This window comes from Nocardia sp. NPDC056100 (genome assembly GCF_042266325.1).
GTDB lineage: Bacteria > Actinomycetota > Actinomycetes > Mycobacteriales > Mycobacteriaceae > Nocardia.
The window spans coordinates 615,018-636,976 of record NZ_JBHJVY010000002.1 but is presented as its reverse complement, the minus strand read 5'-3'; the positions used below and the strand labels follow the sequence as shown (position 1 = coordinate 636,976).

The window sequence follows — 21,959 nt, the reverse complement described above, 5'->3', positions numbered from 1 at the left end:
CCGATCGGCTTGCGCGGTGTGGCGGGTAGGGGGACCGACGATCGTGGCCGGTCAGCTTGCGGAGTCGAGCAGTTCGGTGGTCGCCGTCCACAGACGCGCCTCGCGGTCGGCATCGTTGGCGAACGGCTGCACGGGGCGCTGCTTGTCCTTCACCACGAACGCGCCGTTGTCCAGGTGCGCCCAGCGGTCGTCGAGAACGACGGACGCGAGCGCCGGGCCGGATGTCTCGGGTGTGGAAATGCCGGGAAGGTGTGCCATGGCTCGGCCGATCGTCTCGGCCGCTTTGCCGTGGTCGCGCGCCAACCCGGTTCCCGGCATGAAACCCGGTTCGAAGACCACAACATTGACCCCGTCCGGTGCGTGGCGCTGCAATTCGCGGGCGTAGTAGATGATCGCGAGCTTGGAGTTGGAATAGGCCGTCCCGCTGAGCTTCACACTCGCAGGCACGTCCGCGGCCGTGGGGCGGGCCAGCTCGATCGGATCGCGCCAATCGGCGGGCGCGACAGCCATCATGCGCCGGACCGTGTTCCGGTAGTACGTATTCGAGCCCAGCAGCACGATTCGGGCCGGGGCGGCAAAGGATTTCAGGAGATCGCCGATGAGCTGAGCATGGGCCAGATAGTTGACCGCGAAACTCAGCTCGAAGCCGTCCGCCGAAGCCTTGTGGGTGTCGGCGACCGATACCCCCGCGTTGGCCACCAGTGCCCGCAACGGGCGCACCGCACCCGCGGCCAGCAGGTCGATCACCTGCTGTGCGGCCGCCCTGACGTCGGCCAGCCGAGCCAGATCGCAGCCGACCTCGACGACCGTGGCTCCGGCCGCCCGAGCTTCGGCCGCCACGGCGGTCAGTCCCGCGCCGGCCCGGCCGACCAACAGCAGATCCGGGCGCTGCGCGGCGGGACGGTTGGCCATCGCCAGCGTCGCCGCGCGACCGAGGCTGCCGGTCGGGCCGGTGATCAGCACGGTGCCGGAAGAGATCGAGTTCATGGTTGTCTCCGTTCGTCTGGTGCACAGCACGTCAGGGTTCGGACCTGGTCAGCTCGAGTCTCGTCCGGTCGCGCTCGGCTAGGCAGTCGCCCGGTTGTCGTAGGACTGGGAGGGCCAGGACAACCAGAAGGGCTTGCGTCACCATGGAGAAATGGACTCATGGGAGTTCGGTACGACAGTACGTAAATGGCGCGACCGGGTCAGCCCCGACACGGCGGGTGTTCGGGTAGGTGCCCGGCGGCGTGCGAGCGGACTGCGTCGCGAGGAACTGGCCGAACTGGCCGGGATCTCGGTCGACTATCTGACCCGCCTCGAGCAAGGCCGATCCACCTCGCCGTCGGTACAGGTCGTCGAGGCGCTGGCGCGAGCGCTGCGGCTCTCCGACAGCGAACGCGACCTGCTATTTCGACTTGCCGGGCATACCGCGCCCGGTTCGGGCGTCGTCTCGATGCGCATTCCGGCCAGCGTGCAACGCCTGCTCGACCGGCTGGCAGGCAACCCGGTCGCCGTCTACGACGCGACATGGACACTGATCGTCGCCAATGCGCCCTACGACGCACTGATGGGCCCGACCTCGAGTTGGCGGGGAATCGAACGAAACAGCCTCTGGCGCAACCTCATCGGGCCGGGCACCCGAGCGGTCCACACCCGCGAGGAGCAGGCCGAATTCGAGGCCGCCCTGGTGGGCGACCTACGCCTGACGGTGGCTCGATATCCCGCCGATCAGCGGCTACAACGCCTGGTTGCTGACCTGTCCGCACAAAGCCCCCGGTTCGTCGAACTCTGGAACTCCGACGGCGTCGCCGACCACCAGGATCACGGGCGACGCAAGGTGATCGACCACCCCGGCGTCGGCCGCGTCACGGTGGATTGCGACACGCTCATCGTCGCCGGCGACGACCTGCGCATCATGATCTACACCGCCGCTCCGGAAACGATCGACGCCGAGCGTCTAGCCCTGGCGATCGTGCTCGGAACCCAAACCCTGGTCGACTGATTCATCCCGACGCACAGTCCACCTGACTCGAACGAATTCCATTGACTGCAAGGGAAATCGATCGAGAACTCGGAGGGGCTGGCAGTGTGTTCACCGTGACAGCCTCCGACCCCAAAGCAGATTTGCATCGATACCTGCGCTCCGCCCGCGAAGCCATGTTGTGGAAACTGGATGGCTTGTCCGAGTACGACATTCGTCGTCCGATGACTCCAACCGGCACGAACCTACTCGGTTTGGTCAAGCATCTCGGTGGGGTCGAGTTCGGCTACTTCGGGGACACGTTCGCGCGGCCCTACGACGAACCCCTCGCCCAGTACGACTTCGACACTGATCCGACGGCCGACATGTGGGCCACCGCTGAGCAATCACGCGATGAAATCATCGGGTTCTACCGTCGGTCCTGGGCGCATTCGGACGCCACGATCGAGGCCCTGGAACTGACCACACAGGGCCTGGTCCCGTGGTGGAGCGAGGAGCACCGGACAGTCACGTTGCACCGGATCCTGGTGCACGTGATCGCCGAAACCCACCGGCACGCCGGGCACGCCGACATCCTCCGCGAACTCATCGACGGCGTCGCAGGATTGGTCGACGGCAACGACAACATGCCCAGCACCGATCCCGCCTGGTGGCAACACCATCGAGCCAAGGTCGAGAAAGCGGCAGAACTCGCCGATGACTCCACAGCGTGAACGCCGGCCAGCTCGGCATGTCGATCGCTGAGACGCCCGATCCTCATTGGATACTCGGTGTGTGACTGCCCCTGGCCCCGAGGGACCAAGCCGCAGCGCACTTCTGGCCTCGGTCAATCGTGCCTTGTGGGGTGAGATCTCGACCGCGGTTCGGGCAGTGTTCTACAAGGTTGAGGACGACTGCACTCTGATTCGGTTCGTCGTGGATGGACCCATCACCGCGAGCGATCGAGAGTCGGTGAGTTGTGTAGGCGGTGAGGTCGTGGCTGACTTCCCTGAGCTTCGGGTCGAGGAGTTCATCGACCGTGTGGACGCACCGGCGAGGCTCGTCGTGCAACCCGGATGGGACGTGGCCTTCATTCGCAAAGAATCGCAGGACTGAGCGATTCGTCGTCCACGCTCGTGGTCGGTAGGGAGCTGTCGATCATCATGCTTGCTGGTGGTGGCTCTGGCGTGCGCGGCCTTCGGTGCGGATCTCCTGGGGAGTACGGCCGTACCAGCGGCGGACCACGCGGGTGAGGGCGGATTGTTCCCGGAGGCCGACGAGGGTGGTTACTCGGCCCATGGGGAGATCGGTTTCGCAGAGGAGTCGGTAGGTGGCGTCTCGGCGTGCGGTATCGAGGACGGCGGTGAAAGTGGTTCCCTCGCTTGCCAATGCGCGCTGCAAGGTGCGAGGGCCGGTATGCAGCATCTGGGCGACGGTGGCGATGTCCGCGGTGGATTCGAGCAAAGCACGGTCGATGGCGAGGCGGACCCGGGCAGTCATGGTGCGATCGAGTTCGGAGTAGTTGCGGGCCAGGTAGTCCATCGCCAGTGTGTGCAGCATCGGGTCGCTGCCGAAAATGGGGCGGGCAAGTACCTCGGACGGGAGGCGCAGCAGGGTGGTGGGCATATCGAATCGCACTTCGGCACCGAAGAATTCGGCATATCGCGAGGCGGGCGCCTGTGGCGGATGCGGCAGGTACACCGTCCGTAGGCCGTAGGGGTTGCCGATGCTGTGGCACAGCAGCCGATGCAGCAGACCCGCGCCGTGGTCGATGCAGTGACTGAAGGGGCTTACCTCCGCGATATCGCGATAGTTCATCGCGATCATGCCGGGCTGATGCTCCGGATCGGCACACAACTCGATGGAGAGTCCGGCGTGCTGGGTGAACAGGTAACGCTGCGCGCAGACCAGTGCGGATCCGACGGTGGGCGCATTGAGCAATGCGACGGCGAGCGGACCGAGCACGCTGAAGTCCTGGCGTTCGGCCAGGCGTAAACCCAGGTCGGGGCAGCCCAATTCGGTCGCGCCGACCTCCAATGCCCAGCCCATGGACTCCGCCGTCACGACCGCCTCATCGGAATCCAACGCCTCGGGTGTGATGCCGAACCGCCGCAGCAACGCGACACCGTCGCCGCCGAGCTCATCGACCAGCTCTCGATACCCGCGCAACATCGCCGCACGCCCCATGACCGCCATCGGCAACCCCACCAACCATTTCCGAGTTGGTTCCGCAGCGTATCCATCGTCGTGCCCCGAGACAAGATCGCACAGCGATTGTCTCAGCCACGATCTGCGGTTTCGAGCGGCCCGGATACATGGGGCGATCATCAAGGGCCACAACCGTTGTCGCGCTGGGGTAAAAGTATGTCGCCCAGGAACGAGTCCGTATTACTCATCGGTAGCAACAATCTGGCTCAGGAACCGAATGAGAGGTGGAACACACGCATGAGGGCTCGGAAGCGGACGAAGCGGTTCGCGGCACGCGGCATGGTGGTGGCATCGGTGGTGTTGGCGAGCGCACCGTTCCTGGCGCCGGTGGCGTTCGGTGCACCGAATGGGGGGTTCACCGCAATCGACGGTGGCGATCATGCGGCACAATGGAATTCGGCCTTGAACGGACCGCAGCCCTACAACGGTGTCGCGCCCGATCTTGCGGTACCGATCACGATGAGCGATGGCACCGTACTCAAGGCGGACATCATCCATCCGGCCCGTGACGGGCAGCGTGCCGATGGCCGTCGCCCGGTGATCCTGCAGATGCAGGGCTACGGCAAGCTTCCGATCCTCATCGGGCAGGCGCTGTTGAGTTCTGCTGACGGTCTCGGCATCAAAAAGCCTCTCGAAGACTGGATTTCCTCGATCAACCTGCCCGGGGTCGGCATCGACGGGCTATTCGACCTCACCCGCCAGGCCGACTCCGGCGCGATCGAGGCCGCGGCCCAGGACTGGACGCTCGCCGAGGCCGGATACACGCTGGTGCAGGTCGATCTGCGCGGCACCGGTACTTCCGAGGGCGACTGGCAAGTCTTCGGAGACCGCGAGAAGCAGGACATCGCTGAGGTGATCGATTGGATCACCCGGCAAGGGTGGAGCGACGGCAATGTCGGGACCATGGGGGTCTCCTTCACCGCGATCAGCGCGCTCGAGGCGACCGACCGGATGCCGCCGGGGCTCAAGGCCGTTTTCGCCTATGAAGGCAGCGCGGACATCTTCAACGATATTGCCGGACCCGGTGGCGCGGTCGGCGTCGGCTTCCTGGTGCCATGGCTGCTCGGCGTCAACGCGCTCAAGATGATTCCCGATATCACTGCCCTGGCAGTCGGAAAGTTCGATCCCGCACAGCAATTGCAGTGGCTGAAGGACCGCATCGCCGACCCACTGACGCTGGTCGATATCGTCGCCAATGCCTACACCGCGCTGACACCGGACCAGCTGACCCCGCGGACCCGCGGCCTGATGGATCCGAATTCGCCCTTCCGGCAAGGACTTAAAGCCAAGGTCGGCAACATTCGGGTGCCGACCTTCATGGTGGGCGCGTGGTTCGACATCTTCGGCACCAGCCCGACGGATACTTTCAACTCGATCCCGCTGCCGGCCGAACAGAAGAAACTCATCATGGGCGACGGCTACCATCTCGGTTCCGGCGTAGCCGGTTTCGGCCATCCGGGAATGCCTCCTCGACTGGATGTGTTGCAGCGGGCCTGGTTCGACCACTGGCTGCGCGGAATCGACAACGGCATAGAGGATTACGCGCCGATCGTGGTCAAACAGCAAGGTGGCGGCTGGACCGACGCCTCGGAATTCCCGCGCACCGAGGCGACCTACCGGCGCGTGTACCTCAACGACACGCCTTCCGGCACCGCCGCCGGTTCGGTCTATGACGGTGGGCTCTCGCAGAACCCGCGGCAGTCGCAGCCGCGCGACCTGACCGTCGCACCGGGCCTGCTGAGCATCTGCGGCCGTGACGTCGCCAGGATCGCCGCCGGTGCGACGGCAATCCTGGATGCCTGCGGCAAGGACTCCCGCATCTGGGAGCACAACGGCCTGAGTTTCACCAGCAGCCCTGTCACCGAGGCAACGACCGTATCGGGGCCAATCAACGTGCACCTCAACGTGGTTCACGACGCCGCCGACGGCTACTGGGTGGCGACAGTCAACGATGTAGCCCCGGACGGCAGCTCCAACGAGATCGCGACCGGACAGCTCGTCGCCTCACTGCGCCAGATCGACGACTCGGCGAGCACGACCTCTGCCAACGGCGACTACACCGACCCGCGCTACTTCCTCGACCTCAATCGGCGCCAGCCCACCATCCCCGGTATGCCCGTCACCCTCGATATCGCCGCCACCCCGATCGACGCGGTGCTGCAGCCCGGCCATCGCTTGCGTGTCGATGTCTACGCCAGCAATTTCCCCAAGGGCCTGCCGCCGCTGATATTCGTGGCTGACTCCGGCTTGCGACCTGAACACCTGCGCCTGGATCCCGACGCGCCGAGCTGGATCAATATCGCCCTGACCGCACCTATCCCGGACTGACTCACGGCGCGCGGGCTGCTGATCAGCTTCGCGCGTTCGATCAGGTGAGGGTGGCCTGCGGACATACGAGCTCTCATAATGCAGGCTCGACGGTGATGGATCGATGCCGTGCTGACCGAACCGGCCAGCACGGCACGCCGAGAAAGATCAACGGGCCCGTTCCAGGAGCGCTCAGCTCTCGCCGAGCAGGGTCAGCACGACCAGCGGAATCGGCCGGTCGACCTTGGACTGGAAGTCCGCCAGCAGCGGGTTTTCGGCCAGCGCCCAAGCTGCGAACTCGTCGTATTCCGCAGCTTCGAGCACCTTGCCGATCGCCCGGTAGGTCTTATCCCTGAGCTCGATGGTGACCTGCGGATTCGCCTTGATGTTGTACCACCAGGCCGGGTACTTGTCCTCGATGAACGAGCTCACGTACATGATGTTGTCCCGATACAAGGGGCCCAGCGGAGTCGTGTGCCGCTTACCGCTCTTGGCTCCGGTGGTGGTGAGCAGGATGAGGTCCCCTCCCGCGTAGGCACCGCCCACCCTGCCCGAGTTCTCCCGGAATTCCTTGATCACATCATCGTTCCAGTTGGCAATGCCGCCGTCCTGGTCCCACGCTTGGTTCCACGGTGCGTTCGGATCGTTGTAGTCGGTGATGTCGGCTTGATCCGGCTGTCCCACAGTCGATTCGGTTTCGCTCATGATTCGAGTATGTCCGCGAATTAGGACAGATAACGTCCTAGCTCGACGACGATTTCGAGGAGATTCGCAACGCACTCTGCGAGCCATCCGGCGCCCCGAAGTCGAGCTCGCGGCCCCGACACACCGCGCCCGAATATCAAGGGGCCGAGACCATCTCGGCCCTCGAACGCGGCGAAATGCCGATACGCGGTCTGATTCGGCAGTCAGTCCCGTTCACAACACCGTGGGATGTCAGCGCAGGACGATCAGCGGCTGGTCGCGTTCGGTGTGCATGCGCCACAACTGCTGGGCCACCGCGTCCGGTTCGTGCCGGGCACCGGGTCCCAGCACCTGACCCAGTCTGAAATGCCGTTCGCCGCGCGGGGATACAGCGATGGTGCTAGTTTCATTGGCACCATGTTTTGGCATATCGATCAGAACCCCCGGGTGTCGCTGCACGAGCAGATCGCCGCGTGCGTTCGGCGTGCGGTGGCCACCGGGGAGTTGACGGTCAACGAACAGTTGCCGCCCGCAACGGAATTGGCGGAGGCGTTGGGCGTGGACCGTAATACGGTCCTGGCCGCGTATCGGCGTCTGCGGGAGGAGTCGGTGGTGAACTTCCGCCGCGGGCGTGGGGTTCGGGTCATTGCGACCGCGCGTACCGCGGCGCCGGTGGAACAAGCGGTGCGGCAGTTGATCGATGTGGCACGGGTGAACGGTTACAGCAAGGCCGAGATACACGGCCTGATCGAGGAGTTGATGTAATGCCTGCCGCGACGATCTACACCTGCCGCGTCACCAACTGGAGGATGTTCTGGTTCAACGCCGTGATTCTCGCTGGCACGTGCTGGCCCCTCCTTGTGCCACCTCATCCCAGGATCGGAACCACTCTGCTGGCTGTCACCGTGGTTATCAGTTTTGTCCTGTCGGTGGCCGCCATAAGTCAGCGCGTCACCGCGGGTCCGGCGGGTCTGATGGTGAGCCTGGGCCCACTGGGCCTTCCCCGTGTCAGGGTCGCCCGCGCGAACATCAACCACGCCGAGGCTGTGTACCTGTCATCGACAGCCTGGTTGAGCGACGGCGTGCTCTGGAGAGGGAAGCAAGGGTGGTTCCTCACCCCGAAACGCGGTCCGTCACTGCGTATGAGCCTGGCCAGCGGTCGCACCCTCACCGTCGCGATGCCCGAACCCGGCGCGGCGCTGTGGGCGATGGGCATCGCGCCCTAACGACGCGACGGACCCGTGGCCGCTGGACAGTCCAAGCTGGAAATACCGATGATCAGATCGACCAGCAGGGAGTGCGTCTATGTCGGCCACCGAATGACCTTCTCCCAGAAATTCTTCGGGCACCCGACCGTGCCCATGCCAGTCGCACTCAGCTCGTCCACGATGCGTCGGTCGGCATATATGGCTTCGGCATATGGCTACGGGCGCAGGCGACCCTGCTGCGGGTCGTAGCAGTTGAGCCCGAACACTTTTGCCAACCCGGCAACGAACGCCGAAACCTCAGCCGCGGTGTCCCACTGGGTTCTGACGTTCAGCAACTGACCGTCGACGTGCCCTGTCCCGCTGCGAGACCAGACGCTGCCCTCCTCTCCACAATCGGGCCAGCGCCGCAGCAGCGCCTGCACGAAATCCGCGATTTTCGCAGTGGGCGGCTCATCAGCCTCGCCACGGAGATAGCGCTGTTCGGAAGCATCGCTCATCGCATTGAGCGTCTTGGAGAGACTGACCTCGCAGCATGGCGGCTCGCCTTCCCAGATGACCAGGTCGTAACTCATGCCCGGATTCTGCACTGCGCCACCGACATTGTGATGCTGATACCTGTGCGCACCCGATTGGTGGCAGACCACGGTCGTCTGTGATGGAGTAGGTATGTGATCAGACAGGATTCCCCGCAACCGGTGTATGACCCAGACCGGTCCGCGATGAACTCTTCGGTCAAGCATGTGGCCGATTGCCGCGATGTGTACGAACTTATCGATCACAACATTCGACCCAGGCCAGGCATGTGGGCGCGTGGTGAATCGCTGCAAGAACTAATGGTGCTTCTGAGCGGATACGGAGTCGCGCTCGAACTGCATTCTGTGCCAGAAGAGTTCGCACTGAGCCCGGCCGGGCCGTTCTCTCGTTGGCTGCATGCCGAATTCGGGTGGGGTATGGCGCTGGGGTGGGCCTCGGCCATCGAGGACAATCTCAACGACACCGAGACCGCGATGGATACGTTCTTCCGTCTACTCGACCAATATCGGACGACCCTCAAGGCATCGGACTAGGGTCTGTCCGGGTCGGAATGCCGTCGATCGCGACGTGGTGCACCGACCACCACCGAGGCATTGACTGCCGACTTCAAGTGACTGCAGTGCGCGCTTATTCCGCGACCCGGGCATCGGTCGGTCGCCCAAACAGGTGGACAGCGCTTCCGGCGCGCGGTGTTGCCGATGGCAGACTCCGCTGCCGAGGAGCCATTGAATCGGCGAATGCGAGAACACCTATCGCGCCGTACGGTTCGCCATGGAGAGGAAATGCCCCAGACGGCCGAACGTGCGGATCGCTGGTCGGCAATGGATCATGTCCGAGTGGATGTGGATCGACTCGGCGTACGCGCCAATGAACTTGCAGCAACATTGGGGACGCGATCGCCGCGGTTGAAGGCTGGCAGGTTGCCTAGGCGGTGGTTTCCAACCGGTGTCTGGGTTCGCGTGCTTGTTGGGCACCCGTACATCGTGATCGGGCCTGCCTTTGACGAGCTTTCAGAGAATGAGCAGGACGGTGAACTCGCCCACGCCGTGGTCCACGCGCACCTGTTGAAGAATTTCGCGTTCACCGGGAGCGTCGTCGCTGCCCTGGTCACGCTGCCGTTCGCCGTCGCGATTCCCTCGTTGGTCAGATCCGGCTACCCGTTGTGGCTGGTCGGGGCAGCAGCGATCATCGCGGCGTATCTGGTCTGCTTCGCTATCCAGGCCGTGTGGTTTCGGCGCATCGTCTTCCAAACTGACCGCAGGCTCGCCGAGGTCCTGGGACTCGAGGTGATGAGGACGATTCTCGATCTCAGCCGCCGAGTGCGTTTCGAGCGACGCGACCTCGTTGGTGTCTATCTGGGGCTCTGCGTGCCTTCCGAGGTGCACCGCGCTGACGCCATCTCGGACTTGAACGTCACCGAACCCAAGCTTGGCGATGGTGACACACACGGGTCCATCAAGCCTCACGCGCTCGAACGATGAGAATGCTCAAGTTGTCGCGACCCAGGCCGCTCGGAACAGCTGGAATAGGGCATCGGAAGATCAACGGGTAGTTGGGCATTCGAAGTAGATCGAACGCACGCTATTGCTGCGACCGCGCGTTGTTCGGCTATCCGAGTCGGTTGGCTGTCAGCGCTTCCGGTGCACTCTTCTGCCGAATTAACCACACAGCGGCACGATGACGGCCGGGCCGAGGCTGTCGCTGCTGCGATGCCGGTAGGGTCGCGGTGTGGTGGCTGGTGCGATGTTCATGCCGATCGAGCCGTTCGCGTCCGGGCGCCTGCCGGTCGGGGACGGGCAGGAGATCTATTGGGAGACATCGGGGAATCCGGACGGCAAACCGGCGTTGTTTGTGCATGGTGGCCCCGGCGCCGGGATGGGAGCGGGTTATCGTCGCCGGTTCGATCCACGGATATATCTGATCGTTGGGTTCGAGCAACGCGGGTGTGGCCGTAGTGTGCCGCTGGCTCGTGCCGACTCGGATGCTTTGTCGGTCAATACGACCGCGCATTTGATCGCCGATATCGAGGCATTGCGAGCTCATCTCGGTATCGGGCAGTGGTTGGTCAACGGTGTTTCCTGGGGTACGACACTGGCTTTGGCCTACGAGCAGGCTTATCCGCGTGCGGTCAGCGAGCTTGTTCTGATGGCCACGACTCTGACCGATCCCGCTGCCGTCGAGTGGATCACCGAGACGGTCGGACAGCTTTTTCCAGTCGAATGGGAGGCATTCCGTGCGGCCTCCGGTGCCCAGCCGGGTCAACGGTTGATCGACGCCTACTACGAGTTGCTCACCGCACCCGACGAACAGGTGCGGGCTCGGGCGGTGCGGGCGTGGGTGGCGTGGGTGGCGTGGGAGGACGCTCACGTGTCTCTCGGTGCGAAATCGGTTCCAGCTGAGCGTGATCCGATGTGGTGTCAGGTGTTCGCCACACTGGTGGTGCATTACTGGAAGCATGCTGCTTTTCTGCCGCCGACGGCACTGGTGGATGGCATGCGGTTGTTGCAGGGGATTCCGGCGGTGCTGATTCAGGGAAAGCTCGACGTCAGCGGGCCCGCGGCAATGGCCTGGAATTTGCATAGGTCATGGCCGGGAAGCCGATTCGTGCTGATCGACGATGAAGGACATGGCGGTCCGAAGATGGTTCAGGCCATGGTGGACGCGATCGCCGACTTCGCGGACCACCGCTGAATCACTCGCGCGCGAAGCACATCCGGCCGAGCACACCGCCATGCAGTTCAGGGCAACTTGAAAAGTCCCGGTGGCGGCGCGGTCAGCTGCAGCGGCAGCATTTCGTTGGAGTGTCCGGATGCGGTGGAGCAGAACTGGAAGGGGCCGTCCGGGTCGAACAGGATGCTCATATGCGGATCGGCGTGGTCGAGAAACCACACGCTCAAACCCGTTCTGCTGTCGATCCGACAGTGCTCCCACGCCCGCCACATAGCATCGAGTCGCGCGACGGCCTCAGCGTGCATCCACCACCGCGGACACCACACTCGACGGCCCTTACCAACTTCTCGCCGATACACAAGGCTGAGGTAGTTCTCCACGAATTCCACGACAGATCCGTATACCGACGGAGAGTTGCTTGGGTCCACAGAACATTGAACATACTCGGCCACAAGAGATTCGGCGCGTGTGGTTCAAGAAGTACGTGATCGTGTTCGGGTGCTGTCGGTGTTGTCCTGCGGTTGTGGATGTTCGGAAGTGGGTGGAGAATCCCGCCTTGTTCGACTTACTGCCGCGTGTATCGCGCGATCCCGAGAGCCGGGGCCTCGGGGATCGTTGCGGAGTCTGAAGCCACGGAGGCGGTTGCTCGACCTCGGTTCCAGGCGGACAGTAAACGCGTTCCCAATGAACTGTTCCGAGTCCGCAAGAGCCCGAGCCGAATTCATCGCATCGGGTTTCCCGCGGCTGGGAGTCCGGTCTTGTCGGTGTGGGTGGCTAGGGTGACCGCGACACGATCGGCGATGGGTGACCAACATGACTGAATTGATCGAGCAGATCGAGAAGCTGGTACGAGAGCTCGCAGCGAGCGGCGCGACAGCGGGAACATTGGAGCTGCACAACGGAATGGGCGGCTACGGCACCATGTTTCGCAACGTGCAACTGTTCGGCATGCCGAAGCCGGGGTGGCCGGACACCGCGGTCATAGCAGCGGCGGTGCGTGCTGAAATGGGCGCGGGTGCGGACGATTTGGCGCAGCTGCGGTTGCGGCTACTGGGCGATGGCTATGAGTTCCAGTACCGTTGCGCGCCAACGCATCACCACAACTACGAATGGTTCGAGTGGGAGTCGGCCCGACAGGTGGTCCTCGACCCCACTTACCGCTATCCAGGCCATGCTATTCCGGTTCCGTCCACCGACGCCGATCACGATGACCGGCCCACCGATCCGGAGTTGGTCGACACTGTGACCGACTTGGTCCGCGAGTACGTAGAGCTGCGCACGCGGCAAGAGGGCCAGGCACCGCAATTGGGCGCCGCAAACACCGAAGCGGAGATCGCAGCAGCCGAGGCGAGGATCGGTTTCCGACTGCCGGAGGACCTGCGTGCGCTGTATCGGGTGGTGGGCCATGACTACGACGACCGGGGTCTGCTGGCGTTTACCCGCCTGATGCCTTTGGCTGCCGTCGCCGCGGCCCACCTCAACGACGACACCGACACGGCGCAGCTGGAATACGGCCACGGCACCATCGGGGCCTGGAAGGACTCGCTGTTCGCCGGCATCGATCGCATCGTGTTCGAATCCTGGCCCCACGGCGTGGTGCGCCGAATCTCGCGCAGCCCCAAGTGGCTGATTATCGGCACCAGCGACCGCGATGTGACCGCCGTCGACCTCGACCCCGGCCCGATCGGCGTGTCCGGGCAGGTGATCAAGTTCGAACCCGATGGGTGGTACGCCGCCTTCCGGCAGGACGATTCGGTTCTCGAGGTGCTGCGGCGGACAGTCGAGGCACTGCGCGCGGGCGAGTCGGTGCTGGAGTACTACAACGCCCAAATCGAGGACCATCCGAATCGTGCGGCGTCCCTGCGCGGTGCAGGTGAATCGGTGTCGGAGCTTCCCGGTGCGATCGCCGTCCAGCAGCTGACGGTCGACGGCGGTGATTCGTTCGACAGCGCGGAACTGGCGTCGCTGCCCCTGCTGCGGGAGCTGCAAGTGCGCGGTGTCGAATCGGTGCGGCTGTCCGTGCCGCACACCGTCCCGCTGGAACAGCTGCATGTCCACGCGTCGCGCATCGACGTGGAGCCGCTGGCGGGCCACCCGACCCTGTGGGACCTCACCCTCTCGGGAGCGACCGAGCCGGTGCGCATCGGCCCGTTGGCGACGCTGCCGTCGCTGCAACGCCTGGACATCTCGGCGATCGAGGTCAGCGACCTCGAGGCGATCGCAACGCTGCCGACCTTGCGGGTGTTGGTGGCCACCATCGGGCAGTGGCAGTCGCTGCGCGCCCGGGACGCGGTGCCCGCCGCACTGGCTGCCGCGGAGCTGGCGGGCGACGCAGCCTTCGACGACGAAATCACTTGGGCCGCAAGCTTCGGCGTCGACCCGACCACCGCGTCGCTGCCGCTCGTGCGTGGCACACTCTGACGAGTTCTTCGACATCTCGTACCGGATGATCGGAGCCACACCCACGACCCCGAGAGCGGCGACGGAAGAAATCCACTAAAGAAGCCCGACCAAACAGCGGCTTGACCGCGGCAAGTCGACAAGTAGGGACCTACACGCTCAAGGCTCCCACACCGGGCTGCCTAAACCGACCAGCCCGGCACCCGAAAAATCAACAGGCTGAACGGCGCTCGGCCTTCGACTATGCGCGGTAATGCCGGTGAGCGGTTGTGACCGAGATCGTTTGGGCTCGCTGGTCGTTGGCAAACATGTAACCACCGTGGGCACGCTGATCAACTCAAGTCAGAGGCTGCCAGTGGGAGCACTACGTCGACCTCGTCGTCAGCCCTGAACGCCGCCTTGAAAGGCGTCCGGTCCGGCCGCACGCCCCGGATCCACCTGATGAGCCTGGGGTCGCCAGCCCGTGGTGGCGAGTTCAGGGCAACACCAATGTGAACGTCCCGTCCGTCCTCCTTGATGAGCAGCGTCTCTCCTTGCTTGACGTCCCTGATCGTCTTCCGGACTGTTGCGGGTGCGGGAACAGCGGCCCTGTCCGGCTGTTCAGGTGAGGCCTCGGCAGAGACCTTTGAGTTCGACTGTGGCCGTTGCAGATCGGTCATTGGAACACCCTGTCACATCCACCGTTCGGCATCCGCTAATGCCGCATCCCGGGCGGTGGTCGCCCGCCCAAACCGGTTGGTCGACAGCGCCTTCCGGCCCACCATTGAGTGTCCAAGTAGCCAAGGTGAGTGCCAGACGAGACTTGCTTTGCATGGGTACCCGTCGGATATCCACCATCGCCACCTGCGGCGGTCGAACGTCGATCTCAGCAATCCTCCGTCGCTGCGGGCGGATGCAGGTCAAGCACGATGTCGAGGCCCAATGCGGCCACATCGGCGACCAGATCGGCAGGCAGCACACAGCCGCCCTGGCCGTTGCCACTGCTGAAGCCGAGAAACAGGTCCATCTCGCAGTCGACGGACAAGCGAGCCAACTCCTCACGACACCCGCCCATGAGTCCGAGGAGCGCCCGGACATGGTCCGCGAGGTCGCTGTTGTTGGCCAGACCACTTTGCCGAATCCACACGCTGCGCTTCCGTCGAGCGTTGGCCGGATTTCGGGGACTCATCAGGCTGCCGCGCTCGAACTGGCGATCCGCGGTGATGCCCAAACGAGCTGAGATCTCGCTCGCGCTGACCGCCTCACTCCAGATACGGATCGATCCCATCGACCACTTCGCGTCCTCCGACAGCGGCGGTACCTTCACATTTGCTGACACGCGGTTACCATCGCAGACTGGCCTGCATCCCGCTAACCCGTTTCTTTACACCTCGCGGATGGATCCCATGAACCCCTGGTGAGCACCCGTCCGCCGAACGCACTCAATTGCCGCATACCGCGCTGACCGAACCGGTCATCGAGTGTCTCGAACATCAACGGGCCCTTGGTTTCTGCTAGTTGTCGGCCCTGGCCGAATGTCAGGCGAGTGGACCTGGCTCGGTCGCCTCGGGCACGCCAGGGCTTTCGATTGTCTCCTTGATCATCCCGCGGGCTGTGACCTTGTGGCCGCGGCGTGACGCCCATGCTCTGATCACGGCCGACTGCTCCTGGTTGAGCTGCCTCCGGCCACGCCGCATCTTCTCAGCGCGCATCCTGTGTGCGGTGAAAAGTCGTGACAGCTCATCGAACTGGGTGGGCGTCACGAAGACCAGGTAAAAGTCTTCGTCGGAACTCAGCGACGCCAGGACAGCTCCGAGGGCGAACGCATGCTCACCGATCTCTTCCAGAAACGCTGTGATGTATTCGGCTCGATCGTTGTCGGCATGCTCGGCGTCGAAGGCGGCCACCCAATCCCAAGACAGCGCCGCGGGATAGGACCGCAGCGAGGCCAGCTGCTCACGGACAGACCGGGGGTCGTCCGCGCAGGAGATGACCGCCATACTCGCGCCTTCGTCCGGGGATTCGGCGATGCGAATCGATTCGGCGAGCCCCGGTGTGAAATGTGCCAGTCGATCAGCCATGATGCAGCGCACGCTGAACTCGAAATCGGATTCCTTCGCATCCGCTTGCCCGCGATAGATGCCGTCCGCGTCCACGCGGTCCGCGAAGTCCCGCCAGTCCAGGTTCGCGTCATTGATGTTGGTGTCCACGCTCGACAGCTTTTCGGGCACGACCCGGAATGGCTGGTGGTCGCCTCGGTCGTAGTCCTGAGGTGGCAGGATCCAGACCGCCAGGAGGGGATGCTTGGGGTGAGTGAGGGTGGTCTCGTCGGCGAGGAAGGACGCGATCGCACCGCCCGGATGCTTCGCCTTCAGCGCTTCGGGGCTCAGTCCCTCGAACTCCGGGTCGTTCACCACAGTCGTATAGGCCTGGAATCCCTCTTTGCTGGGCGTCAGAACCTCTCGAACCAGAAAACCCCACGCGCGGTCGTCACCGAACCACGTGCGGACGAGGACCGATTTGTTTGGTAGCTCAGCCATGCCCGGACCATAACGGCGGGGACCGACACACTCCTGCGGCCGGTCGGATATACCGACAGGATCGTCACTGCCATCACACAGGCAGCAATTGTCACTGTGCGACCGAATGTCGAAAACCGTCCGCCGGCTCCGTGGTACCGGCGAAGGAACCATCAACCGAAAGGAACTCTCGCCATGAGCACCTCGATCTCCGACCTCGACCGTCTTGTCGGCACCTGGCGGGTGTCCGGCGGCGCCGACGGCACCACGACCTACGCGTGGCTCGACGGCCGCGCCTTCCTATCCCAGCGCGTGGACATGAAACACGACGGGCACCACGTCTCCGGACTCGAAGTCATCGGCCATGAACGACCGTTCGGCGGTGAGACGAGTGAGGCGGTCACCTCACGCTTCTACTCGAGCGACGGCGAAACGCTCGACTACGAGTACGAACTCGACGGCGACGTGCTGACGATCTGGGGTGGCCGCAAGGGCTCGCCGGCGTACTGCCGGACCACGTTCAGCGCCGACGGCAACACGCTGTCCGGCGCGTGGGTGTGGCCCGGTGGCGGTTACGAGGCCACGATGACACGCGTGAGTGAATAGCGAGAGGATGGAGCCGTGAAGTACATCCTGCTGGCCTACACCAACACCGCGGACTGGGCGTCGGTCGACTACTCGAGTCCCGAGTTCGCCGCGATGTGCAAGTTCTACGAGGAGCTCGGTGCCGAGCTGACCGAGTCCGGCGAGCTGGTCACGACAATGGGGCTCGCCGATCCGTCGTTGACCCGGACCGTGCGGAAGTCCGCTTCGGGTCCGGTCGCCAGCGACGGACCGTACGCCGAGGTGAAGGAGGTCCTTGCGAGCTTCTCGGTCATCGACGTCGACTCCCACGACCGCGCGATGGCAATCGCCGCACGTGTCGCCGACAACATCGGCGACACGATCGAGGTCCGGCCGCTACCCGACGGACCTCCGGCCGATCTGTGATCGCTCGTGAGATCGAGGACCTGCTGCGCGACCTGGCGCCGCAGGTCCTCGGTGCGCTCGTGCGGCGGTACGGGCACTTCGACCTTGCCGAGGACGCGGTACAGGAGGCATTGCTCACGGCGACGACACAGTGGCCGCCGTTGCCGGACGAACCACGCACCTGGCTGATCCGGGTGGCCTCGCGGAAATTGATCGACCTGCTGCGCAGCGAGCAGGCCCGCCGCGAGCGGGAGGAAGTGCCGGTTGCACCGTCCGGACCCGTTTCGGCACAGGATGATTCGTTGATCCTGCTGTTCATGTGCTGCCATCCCGCGTTGCCGCGCACCGGCCAGATCGCGCTCACCCTGCGCGCGGTCGGCGGCCTCACGACCGGCGAGATCGCTCGCGCGCTGTTCGCGCCCGAGGCGACGATGGGGCAGCGGATCAGCCGCGCCAAGAAGACGATCAAGCAGTCCGGCGTGCCGTTCGCGATGCCGGCCGAGCATGCCGAACGCCTCGACGCCGTGCTGCAGGTGCTGTACCTGATCTTCAACGAGGGCTACACGAGCACCTCGGGGCCGGTGCTCGCGCGGGTCGAATTGTCGACCGAGGCCGTCAGACTCGCCCGGATGCTGCACCGCAGCCTGCCCGGCGACGGCGAAGTTGCCGGCCTGCTCGCGCTGATGCTGCTGACCGACGCCCGCCGTGCCGCGCGGACCGGGCCGGGTGACGTGCTGATTCCGATGGCCGAGCAGGACCGGACGTTGTGGGACCGCGCGCAGATCGCCGAAGGAGCTGCGCTGGTAACTGCCGCGATGTCACGAAACAAGCCCGGTCCCTACCAGATTCAGGCAGCGATCGCGGCAGTCCACGACGAGGCGCCGACACCGGACGCGACCGACTGGGAGCAGATTCTCGCGCTCTACACCTTGCTCGACCAGATGTCGGACAATCCGATGGTGACGCTGAATCGTGTTGTCGCCCTGGCGATGGCACGTGGCGTGCCCACCGGGCTCACACTGCTCGAGCAACTGCGGACCGACCGGATCCTTGCCGAGCATCATCGTTTCGCCGCAGTCGAAGCGCATCTCGCGGAACTCGCAGGGGATCTGGAACTGGCTGCCGCGCAGTACCGTTCGGCAGCACACAGGACACTGAGCGAACCCGAGCGGCGCTATCTGCTCACGAAGGCAGCGCGGCTCGAATCATGACCGAATGGGTCTGTACATCGACCCGAGCAGTTCTCAGCCGCGGTCGAGAAGGCGGCGCAGACTCGAACGCCTTGATCGCCGTGCGGGGCGTCTCGGCGTCGTAGACCTCCTGCATCGCCGCGAGCGCGCCCGGATGCGCCGACTTCCATAGCGCTGCAAGCACTTGGTGACAGTGCTGCGATAGATGCCCGCCGTACTCGTCCGAGACGATGATCGCGGCTGATCGCCCCCAGCATATGTCAGGTGGTGTGAGCTTCGAGGGTCTCGGCGATCTCGGTGAGGATGTCGGTGGCCACGGTGGTGTGCTCGGTTGTCCACGCTTGGCGAAGATCGAGCGTGAGGTTGTCGAGTCGCCGCATGAAGTCCGCAGCGAGCGAACGTCCGCTGTCGGTGAGCTCGATCATGCTGACGCGGGCATCGTCGTCGCCGGGACGGCGCAGGAGCAGGCCGCGAGTGGCTGCGCGGTCGACGAGGCGGCTGACATTGGATCGGTCGCAATGCAGCAGCCCGGCGAGTTCCCCGATCGAGCGTGGAGTCAGTGCGTAGCAGAGGAGTTCGGCCTGTTGCGGGGTGAGTCCGGCCTCGCGGCTGGCGGTGCTGAAGCTGTTGTTGAGCGCGACTCGTAATCGGCCCAGTGCTTGCGGGACAGAGGGCACCGCGGGCGCTGGAAGGTCGCTCATGGCGTCATTCTATCCATATTGGGTGATGACATCACGCATTTACGTGATACCGTCACCTAATATTAGGTGACGGTATCACTCAATTGGGGCGCGACGACCTCGCCGATGACGACAGGCGCGAGCCGACCCCGTGTGCCGATCCGGGAGGAACAGAACGATGAGTCAAGCCCAGCACCCGACCGAGGCAACAAAGGCCGTTCAGTCGGAAAAGCGTCAATCACCTTGGAGAACAGGGGTATTCGCCTTCGCCACCGCGGCGATCACCGATCTCGTCATCTTCGGCATCGCCAAGCTCGCGGGAGCCGACATGGTTGTCACACCGCGCGGTGGTCGGACAATGACCGTCGGGATCGGCGTGATCGTCAGCGCCTTGTTCGTCGCCATCGCTATCGCAACTCTTGCACTGAGATTCCTTACCGCGCACGGAGAGTCGCGCCGACGAGCACTCGCCGCGGGAGGCCTGGCCGTCGGCCTCATCAGCATCGCCCTTGTGCTCACCGCCGGGGCGACGGTCGAGACCAAGATCGCATTGGCATCGATGCACACCGCGGCGGGCCTGATCTGGTTCATCGCGGTGTGGCGGCCGACGGCGCCGGGGCGGACCGCGCTCCCACGTCGCTCGAACCGGATCGGTTCGTAGACATCGCACTAGCGATGCAGGATGGTCTCCCGGGCCATGCGCGAGAGCTTTTCCGGGTTGCGTACGGAGTAGAGACCGGTGATGAGCCCGTTATCGACGTGCACCGCGATCACGGTGTCGATTTCACCGTCGAGCCGCAGGACCAGGGCCGGGAAGCCGTTGATGGCGGCGAGCTCGGCCGACATTTCGCGGCCGATTCGAGGGAGGGAGGCGGCCAGTAGCGCGGCGACCGCCTCGGCACCCGTAATCGGTTGCAGCGCCGCCTGTTTGATCCCACCGCCGTCCCCGAGGAAGACGACGTCCGGGGCGAGCCTGTCGAGAAGTCCTTGCACGTCGCCGGTTTCGATGGCGCGATGGAAAGCCTCGACCGCATCACGCGCGTCCGTCGGGGATACGCTGCCGCGCGGGCGACGGGCGGCGACGTGTCCCCTTGCGCGGTGGGCGATTTGACGAACGGCGGCCGGGGTTTTGCCCACGGCATCGGCGATTTCGTCATAGTCGAGATCGAAAACCTCACGCAACACGAAGACAGCTCGCTCGGTCGGGGCGAGGGTTTCCAGCACCAGCAACATGGCCATCGACACGCTGTCGGCGAGCTCCACGTCCTCGGCCACATCCGGTGCGGTGAGCAGCGGTTCGGGTAGCCAGGGACCAACGTACGACTCCTTGCGGCGGCCGAGGGTGCGCAGGCGCATGAGCGACTGGCGGGTGGTGATGCGGACCAGATAGGCGCGCCGGTCCTGCACGGTGGACAGGTCGACGCCGATCCATTTCATCCAGGTCTCCTGCAGCACATCCTCGGCGTCGGCGGCCGAGCCGAGCATCTCGTAGGCGATGGTGAACAGCAGATTCCGGTGCGCCACAAACGTTTCTGTGGCGGCGTTGCCAGGCTGGCTCATCAGTACTTCCCGTCCGTTCGATCTCGTCTCTCGCGCACATGAGATGCCGGCGCCGCCCGCTTTGTGACAGTCCTGCGCAGTGGGATGGGTCACAGCCCAGCCCTGTCACAGGGCTCGGACCGTCGGCATCTCATGGTCGTCAAGCACAACAACACGTTTCGAAGGACGATGTCATGGAACCCCGTTTCAACCTGTTCACCAACGATCTCGGCGCCAAGTTCGCGAAGCGTTTCGGCAATACCAGCATGGTGATCGTCCAGTCCGAGCTGCCCAAGGCCACACAGGATCTGGTGATGCTGCGCGTGAGCCAGATCAACGGCTGCGCGTACTGCACCGACGTGCACAGCAAGGATCTCGCACACGCCGGAGAACCCGCGGTGCGCGTCAATCTGCTCGCCACCTGGCGCGAGGCGACGGTCTACACCGACGCCGAGCGCGCCGCGCTCGCACTGGCCGAGGAGGGAACCCGCATCGCCGACGCCCACCCCGGCGTCTCCGACGAGACCTGGGCCCAAATCCGCAAGCACTACGACGACGACCAGACCGCGGCCTTGGTCGCCCTGGTCGCCCAGATCAACGCGGCCAACCGGCTCGGTGTCATCGTGCGCCAACAGGGCGGTTCCTACGAGCCCCCACTGCCTGAGCCAGCACCTGCAGCATGGTGACCGAGACCGGAGAGACGCCCCATCCCGTCGGCTCGTCAGTCGACGGGCCCTCGGGCCGACAGTACGATCCTGAGCACCTGCTCCACCGCTGACTCGAACAAAGCTCCCCGCAACTCGTTTCGTACAGCGAGGTTGCGGGTGGCAAGGTCGAGTACCTGATCGGGGGTCAGGCGCCGCACTACCAGGGCGGCAATGTCTTCCAGATCGAGATCGTCGTTCACGTTGTCCAGCCGAGTCAGGGCAAACGAGACGACGATCTCCTCGTCGGTCATAGTTCGCCTCCGTCGTTCGCCCGTACTGCCACGCCCTGGTATTCGGCACCAATCTTACGGTCGTGGTCGATCGATTCGCCCGCCCGATCGATGGTGCGACCGGGTTGGAACCGCACTCGAGGTAGGTCACGCCGTGCGGCGAGCCCAGATCGCGGGGATGGGACTCGCCGCG

General features: G+C 64.4%; 26 protein-coding genes. 15 read left to right on the top strand and 11 right to left on the bottom strand.

The window, feature by feature from the left end; genetic code table 11:
* Window positions 1-51: 51 nt before the first annotated feature.
* Window positions 52-987 (bottom strand): SDR family NAD(P)-dependent oxidoreductase, encoded by a 936-nt coding sequence (locus ACFC0O_RS14740; protein ID WP_375957838.1) that lies wholly within the window; start codon window positions 985-987, stop codon window positions 52-54.
* A 151-nt stretch (window positions 988-1,138) separates the two neighbouring features.
* Here ACFC0O_RS14740 and ACFC0O_RS14735 point away from each other — a divergent pair, with 151 nt between their 5' ends.
* The 3 genes from ACFC0O_RS14735 to ACFC0O_RS14725 all read left to right on the top strand — a co-directional run bounded on the left by ACFC0O_RS14735 (window position 1,139) and on the right by ACFC0O_RS14725 (window position 3,058).
* Complete coding sequence (locus ACFC0O_RS14735) at window positions 1,139-1,984, top strand: helix-turn-helix transcriptional regulator (protein ID WP_375957835.1); 846 nt, start codon at window positions 1,139-1,141, stop codon at window positions 1,982-1,984.
* A gap of 95 nt (window positions 1,985-2,079) precedes the next feature.
* The gene (locus ACFC0O_RS14730) at window positions 2,080-2,676 is read left to right on the top strand and encodes a DinB family protein (protein ID WP_375957832.1); all 597 of its coding nucleotides are present in this window, start codon (window positions 2,080-2,082) and stop codon (window positions 2,674-2,676) included.
* 61 nt (window positions 2,677-2,737) lie between these two features.
* Window positions 2,738-3,058 carry a hypothetical protein gene (locus ACFC0O_RS14725; protein WP_375957830.1) on the top strand — a complete coding sequence of 107 codons (321 nt, stop codon included), beginning with the start codon at window positions 2,738-2,740 and terminating at the stop codon, window positions 3,056-3,058.
* 45 nt (window positions 3,059-3,103) lie between these two features.
* Here the strand turns inward: ACFC0O_RS14725 and ACFC0O_RS14720 are convergent, their stop codons facing one another.
* On the bottom strand, window positions 3,104-4,150 hold the full coding sequence (locus ACFC0O_RS14720; protein ID WP_375957827.1) for an AraC family transcriptional regulator: 1,047 nt from the start codon (window positions 4,148-4,150) through the stop codon (window positions 3,104-3,106).
* 135 nt (window positions 4,151-4,285) lie between these two features.
* Between ACFC0O_RS14720 and ACFC0O_RS14715 the strand changes: the two genes are divergently transcribed.
* The gene (locus ACFC0O_RS14715; RefSeq protein WP_375957824.1) at window positions 4,286-6,478 is read left to right on the top strand and encodes a CocE/NonD family hydrolase; all 2,193 of its coding nucleotides are present in this window, start codon (window positions 4,286-4,288) and stop codon (window positions 6,476-6,478) included.
* 171 nt (window positions 6,479-6,649) lie between these two features.
* Here the strand turns inward: ACFC0O_RS14715 and ACFC0O_RS14710 are convergent, their stop codons facing one another.
* Window positions 6,650-7,162 (bottom strand): nitroreductase/quinone reductase family protein, encoded by a 513-nt coding sequence (locus tag ACFC0O_RS14710; protein WP_375957821.1) that lies wholly within the window; start codon window positions 7,160-7,162, stop codon window positions 6,650-6,652.
* 396 nt (window positions 7,163-7,558) lie between these two features.
* Here ACFC0O_RS14710 and ACFC0O_RS14705 point away from each other — a divergent pair, with 396 nt between their 5' ends.
* Together ACFC0O_RS14705 and ACFC0O_RS14700 are read left to right on the top strand one after the other, a co-directional pair.
* A complete protein-coding gene (locus tag ACFC0O_RS14705) occupies window positions 7,559-7,906 on the top strand; it encodes a GntR family transcriptional regulator (RefSeq protein WP_375957820.1) in 348 nt (115 codons plus the stop codon).
* Entirely contained in the window at window positions 7,906-8,367 is a 462-nt protein-coding gene (locus ACFC0O_RS14700; protein ID WP_375957817.1) for a hypothetical protein, read from the top strand. Before ACFC0O_RS14705 ends, ACFC0O_RS14700 begins: the two co-directional genes overlap by 1 nt.
* Window positions 8,368-8,564: 197 nt before the next feature.
* Here the strand turns inward: ACFC0O_RS14700 and ACFC0O_RS14695 are convergent, their stop codons facing one another.
* The gene (locus ACFC0O_RS14695) at window positions 8,565-8,921 is read right to left on the bottom strand and encodes a hypothetical protein (RefSeq protein WP_375957814.1); all 357 of its coding nucleotides are present in this window, start codon (window positions 8,919-8,921) and stop codon (window positions 8,565-8,567) included.
* A gap of 96 nt (window positions 8,922-9,017) precedes the next feature.
* Between ACFC0O_RS14695 and ACFC0O_RS14690 the strand changes: the two genes are divergently transcribed.
* From ACFC0O_RS14690 to ACFC0O_RS14680, 3 genes are all read left to right on the top strand, one after another.
* The gene (locus ACFC0O_RS14690) at window positions 9,018-9,416 is read left to right on the top strand and encodes a hypothetical protein (protein WP_375957811.1); all 399 of its coding nucleotides are present in this window, start codon (window positions 9,018-9,020) and stop codon (window positions 9,414-9,416) included.
* A gap of 249 nt (window positions 9,417-9,665) precedes the next feature.
* Window positions 9,666-10,364 carry a hypothetical protein gene (locus tag ACFC0O_RS14685; RefSeq protein ID WP_375957809.1) on the top strand — a complete coding sequence of 233 codons (699 nt, stop codon included), beginning with the start codon at window positions 9,666-9,668 and terminating at the stop codon, window positions 10,362-10,364.
* A 262-nt stretch (window positions 10,365-10,626) separates the two neighbouring features.
* Window positions 10,627-11,574, top strand: coding sequence for an alpha/beta fold hydrolase (locus ACFC0O_RS14680; RefSeq protein WP_375957807.1), 948 nt, complete (start codon window positions 10,627-10,629; stop codon window positions 11,572-11,574).
* 47 nt (window positions 11,575-11,621) lie between these two features.
* On the opposite strand, the gene ACFC0O_RS14675 is transcribed toward ACFC0O_RS14680, so the two are convergent.
* A complete protein-coding gene (locus ACFC0O_RS14675; RefSeq protein WP_375957804.1) occupies window positions 11,622-11,942 on the bottom strand; it encodes a DUF4913 domain-containing protein in 321 nt (106 codons plus the stop codon).
* Window positions 11,943-12,366: 424 nt separating this feature from the next.
* On the opposite strand from ACFC0O_RS14675, the gene ACFC0O_RS14670 reads away from it, so the two are divergent.
* Window positions 12,367-13,974 (top strand): SMI1/KNR4 family protein, encoded by a 1,608-nt coding sequence (locus ACFC0O_RS14670; protein WP_375957801.1) that lies wholly within the window; start codon window positions 12,367-12,369, stop codon window positions 13,972-13,974.
* A 311-nt stretch (window positions 13,975-14,285) separates the two neighbouring features.
* Here ACFC0O_RS14670 and ACFC0O_RS14665 read toward each other — a convergent pair whose 3' ends face one another.
* The 3 genes from ACFC0O_RS14665 to ACFC0O_RS14655 all read right to left on the bottom strand — a co-directional run bounded on the left by ACFC0O_RS14665 (window position 14,286) and on the right by ACFC0O_RS14655 (window position 16,625).
* Window positions 14,286-14,612, bottom strand: coding sequence for a hypothetical protein (locus ACFC0O_RS14665; RefSeq protein ID WP_375957798.1), 327 nt, complete (start codon window positions 14,610-14,612; stop codon window positions 14,286-14,288).
* Window positions 14,613-14,818: 206 nt separating this feature from the next.
* Window positions 14,819-15,271: a DUF4279 domain-containing protein gene (locus tag ACFC0O_RS14660; RefSeq protein ID WP_375957795.1), complete on the bottom strand. Its 453-nt coding sequence runs from the start codon at window positions 15,269-15,271 to the stop codon at window positions 14,819-14,821.
* 199 nt (window positions 15,272-15,470) lie between these two features.
* The gene (locus tag ACFC0O_RS14655; RefSeq protein WP_375957793.1) at window positions 15,471-16,625 is read right to left on the bottom strand and encodes a DUF6924 domain-containing protein; all 1,155 of its coding nucleotides are present in this window, start codon (window positions 16,623-16,625) and stop codon (window positions 15,471-15,473) included.
* 21 nt (window positions 16,626-16,646) lie between these two features.
* On the opposite strand from ACFC0O_RS14655, the gene ACFC0O_RS14650 reads away from it, so the two are divergent.
* From ACFC0O_RS14650 to ACFC0O_RS14640, 3 genes are read left to right on the top strand one after another with little or no spacing between them, the layout of a single operon-like run.
* On the top strand, window positions 16,647-17,057 hold the full coding sequence (locus tag ACFC0O_RS14650; RefSeq protein ID WP_375957790.1) for a hypothetical protein: 411 nt from the start codon (window positions 16,647-16,649) through the stop codon (window positions 17,055-17,057).
* A 15-nt stretch (window positions 17,058-17,072) separates the two neighbouring features.
* Window positions 17,073-17,441, top strand: coding sequence for a YciI family protein (locus ACFC0O_RS14645; RefSeq protein ID WP_375957786.1), 369 nt, complete (start codon window positions 17,073-17,075; stop codon window positions 17,439-17,441).
* Window positions 17,438-18,631, top strand: a complete 1,194-nt coding sequence (locus ACFC0O_RS14640; RefSeq protein WP_375957783.1) for an RNA polymerase sigma factor — start codon at window positions 17,438-17,440, stop codon at window positions 18,629-18,631. The genes ACFC0O_RS14645 and ACFC0O_RS14640 overlap by 4 nt, the downstream gene beginning before the upstream one ends.
* A 239-nt stretch (window positions 18,632-18,870) precedes the next feature.
* Here ACFC0O_RS14640 and ACFC0O_RS14635 read toward each other — a convergent pair whose 3' ends face one another.
* Window positions 18,871-19,311 (bottom strand): MarR family winged helix-turn-helix transcriptional regulator, encoded by a 441-nt coding sequence (locus ACFC0O_RS14635; protein ID WP_375957780.1) that lies wholly within the window; start codon window positions 19,309-19,311, stop codon window positions 18,871-18,873.
* 157 nt (window positions 19,312-19,468) lie between these two features.
* Between ACFC0O_RS14635 and ACFC0O_RS14630 the strand changes: the two genes are divergently transcribed.
* The gene (locus tag ACFC0O_RS14630; protein ID WP_375957777.1) at window positions 19,469-19,951 is read left to right on the top strand and encodes a DUF6069 family protein; all 483 of its coding nucleotides are present in this window, start codon (window positions 19,469-19,471) and stop codon (window positions 19,949-19,951) included.
* An 8-nt stretch (window positions 19,952-19,959) separates the two neighbouring features.
* Here ACFC0O_RS14630 and ACFC0O_RS14625 read toward each other — a convergent pair whose 3' ends face one another.
* Complete coding sequence (locus ACFC0O_RS14625) at window positions 19,960-20,850, bottom strand: RNA polymerase sigma-70 factor (RefSeq protein ID WP_375957775.1); 891 nt, start codon at window positions 20,848-20,850, stop codon at window positions 19,960-19,962.
* 173 nt (window positions 20,851-21,023) lie between these two features.
* On the opposite strand from ACFC0O_RS14625, the gene ACFC0O_RS14620 reads away from it, so the two are divergent.
* Window positions 21,024-21,515, top strand: coding sequence for a carboxymuconolactone decarboxylase family protein (locus ACFC0O_RS14620; protein ID WP_375957772.1), 492 nt, complete (start codon window positions 21,024-21,026; stop codon window positions 21,513-21,515).
* A 35-nt stretch (window positions 21,516-21,550) separates the two neighbouring features.
* On the opposite strand, the gene ACFC0O_RS14615 is transcribed toward ACFC0O_RS14620, so the two are convergent.
* Window positions 21,551-21,787 (bottom strand): hypothetical protein, encoded by a 237-nt coding sequence (locus tag ACFC0O_RS14615; RefSeq protein ID WP_375957769.1) that lies wholly within the window; start codon window positions 21,785-21,787, stop codon window positions 21,551-21,553.
* Window positions 21,788-21,959: the final 172 nt, after the last annotated feature.

What these genes read in the sequence shown, in the direction of transcription:
- ACFC0O_RS14740 (WP_375957838.1), bottom strand. Translation starts at nt 987, where the DNA reads ATGAACTCGATCTCTTCCGGCACCGTGCTGATCACCGGCCCGACCGGC.
- ACFC0O_RS14695 (WP_375957814.1), bottom strand. Translation starts at nt 8,921, where the DNA reads ATGAGTTACGACCTGGTCATCTGGGAAGGCGAGCCGCCATGCTGCGAG.
- ACFC0O_RS14650 (WP_375957790.1), top strand. Translation starts at nt 16,647, where the DNA reads ATGAGCACCTCGATCTCCGACCTCGACCGTCTTGTCGGCACCTGGCGG.
- ACFC0O_RS14665 (WP_375957798.1), bottom strand. Translation starts at nt 14,612, where the DNA reads ATGACCGATCTGCAACGGCCACAGTCGAACTCAAAGGTCTCTGCCGAG.
- ACFC0O_RS14710 (WP_375957821.1), bottom strand. Translation starts at nt 7,162, where the DNA reads ATGAGCGAAACCGAATCGACTGTGGGACAGCCGGATCAAGCCGACATC.
- ACFC0O_RS14630 (WP_375957777.1), top strand. Translation starts at nt 19,469, where the DNA reads ATGAGTCAAGCCCAGCACCCGACCGAGGCAACAAAGGCCGTTCAGTCG.
- ACFC0O_RS14620 (WP_375957772.1), top strand. Translation starts at nt 21,024, where the DNA reads ATGGAACCCCGTTTCAACCTGTTCACCAACGATCTCGGCGCCAAGTTC.
- ACFC0O_RS14670 (WP_375957801.1), top strand. Translation starts at nt 12,367, where the DNA reads ATGACTGAATTGATCGAGCAGATCGAGAAGCTGGTACGAGAGCTCGCA.
- ACFC0O_RS14655 (WP_375957793.1), bottom strand. Translation starts at nt 16,625, where the DNA reads ATGGTTCCTTCGCCGGTACCACGGAGCCGGCGGACGGTTTTCGACATT.
- ACFC0O_RS14685 (WP_375957809.1), top strand. Translation starts at nt 9,666, where the DNA reads ATGCCCCAGACGGCCGAACGTGCGGATCGCTGGTCGGCAATGGATCAT.
- ACFC0O_RS14700 (WP_375957817.1), top strand. Translation starts at nt 7,906, where the DNA reads ATGCCTGCCGCGACGATCTACACCTGCCGCGTCACCAACTGGAGGATG.
- ACFC0O_RS14680 (WP_375957807.1), top strand. Translation starts at nt 10,627, where the DNA reads ATGTTCATGCCGATCGAGCCGTTCGCGTCCGGGCGCCTGCCGGTCGGG.
- ACFC0O_RS14705 (WP_375957820.1), top strand. Translation starts at nt 7,559, where the DNA reads ATGTTTTGGCATATCGATCAGAACCCCCGGGTGTCGCTGCACGAGCAG.
- ACFC0O_RS14635 (WP_375957780.1), bottom strand. Translation starts at nt 19,311, where the DNA reads ATGAGCGACCTTCCAGCGCCCGCGGTGCCCTCTGTCCCGCAAGCACTG.
- ACFC0O_RS14625 (WP_375957775.1), bottom strand. Translation starts at nt 20,850, where the DNA reads ATGAGCCAGCCTGGCAACGCCGCCACAGAAACGTTTGTGGCGCACCGG.
- ACFC0O_RS14735 (WP_375957835.1), top strand. Translation starts at nt 1,139, where the DNA reads ATGGACTCATGGGAGTTCGGTACGACAGTACGTAAATGGCGCGACCGG.
- ACFC0O_RS14615 (WP_375957769.1), bottom strand. Translation starts at nt 21,787, where the DNA reads ATGACCGACGAGGAGATCGTCGTCTCGTTTGCCCTGACTCGGCTGGAC.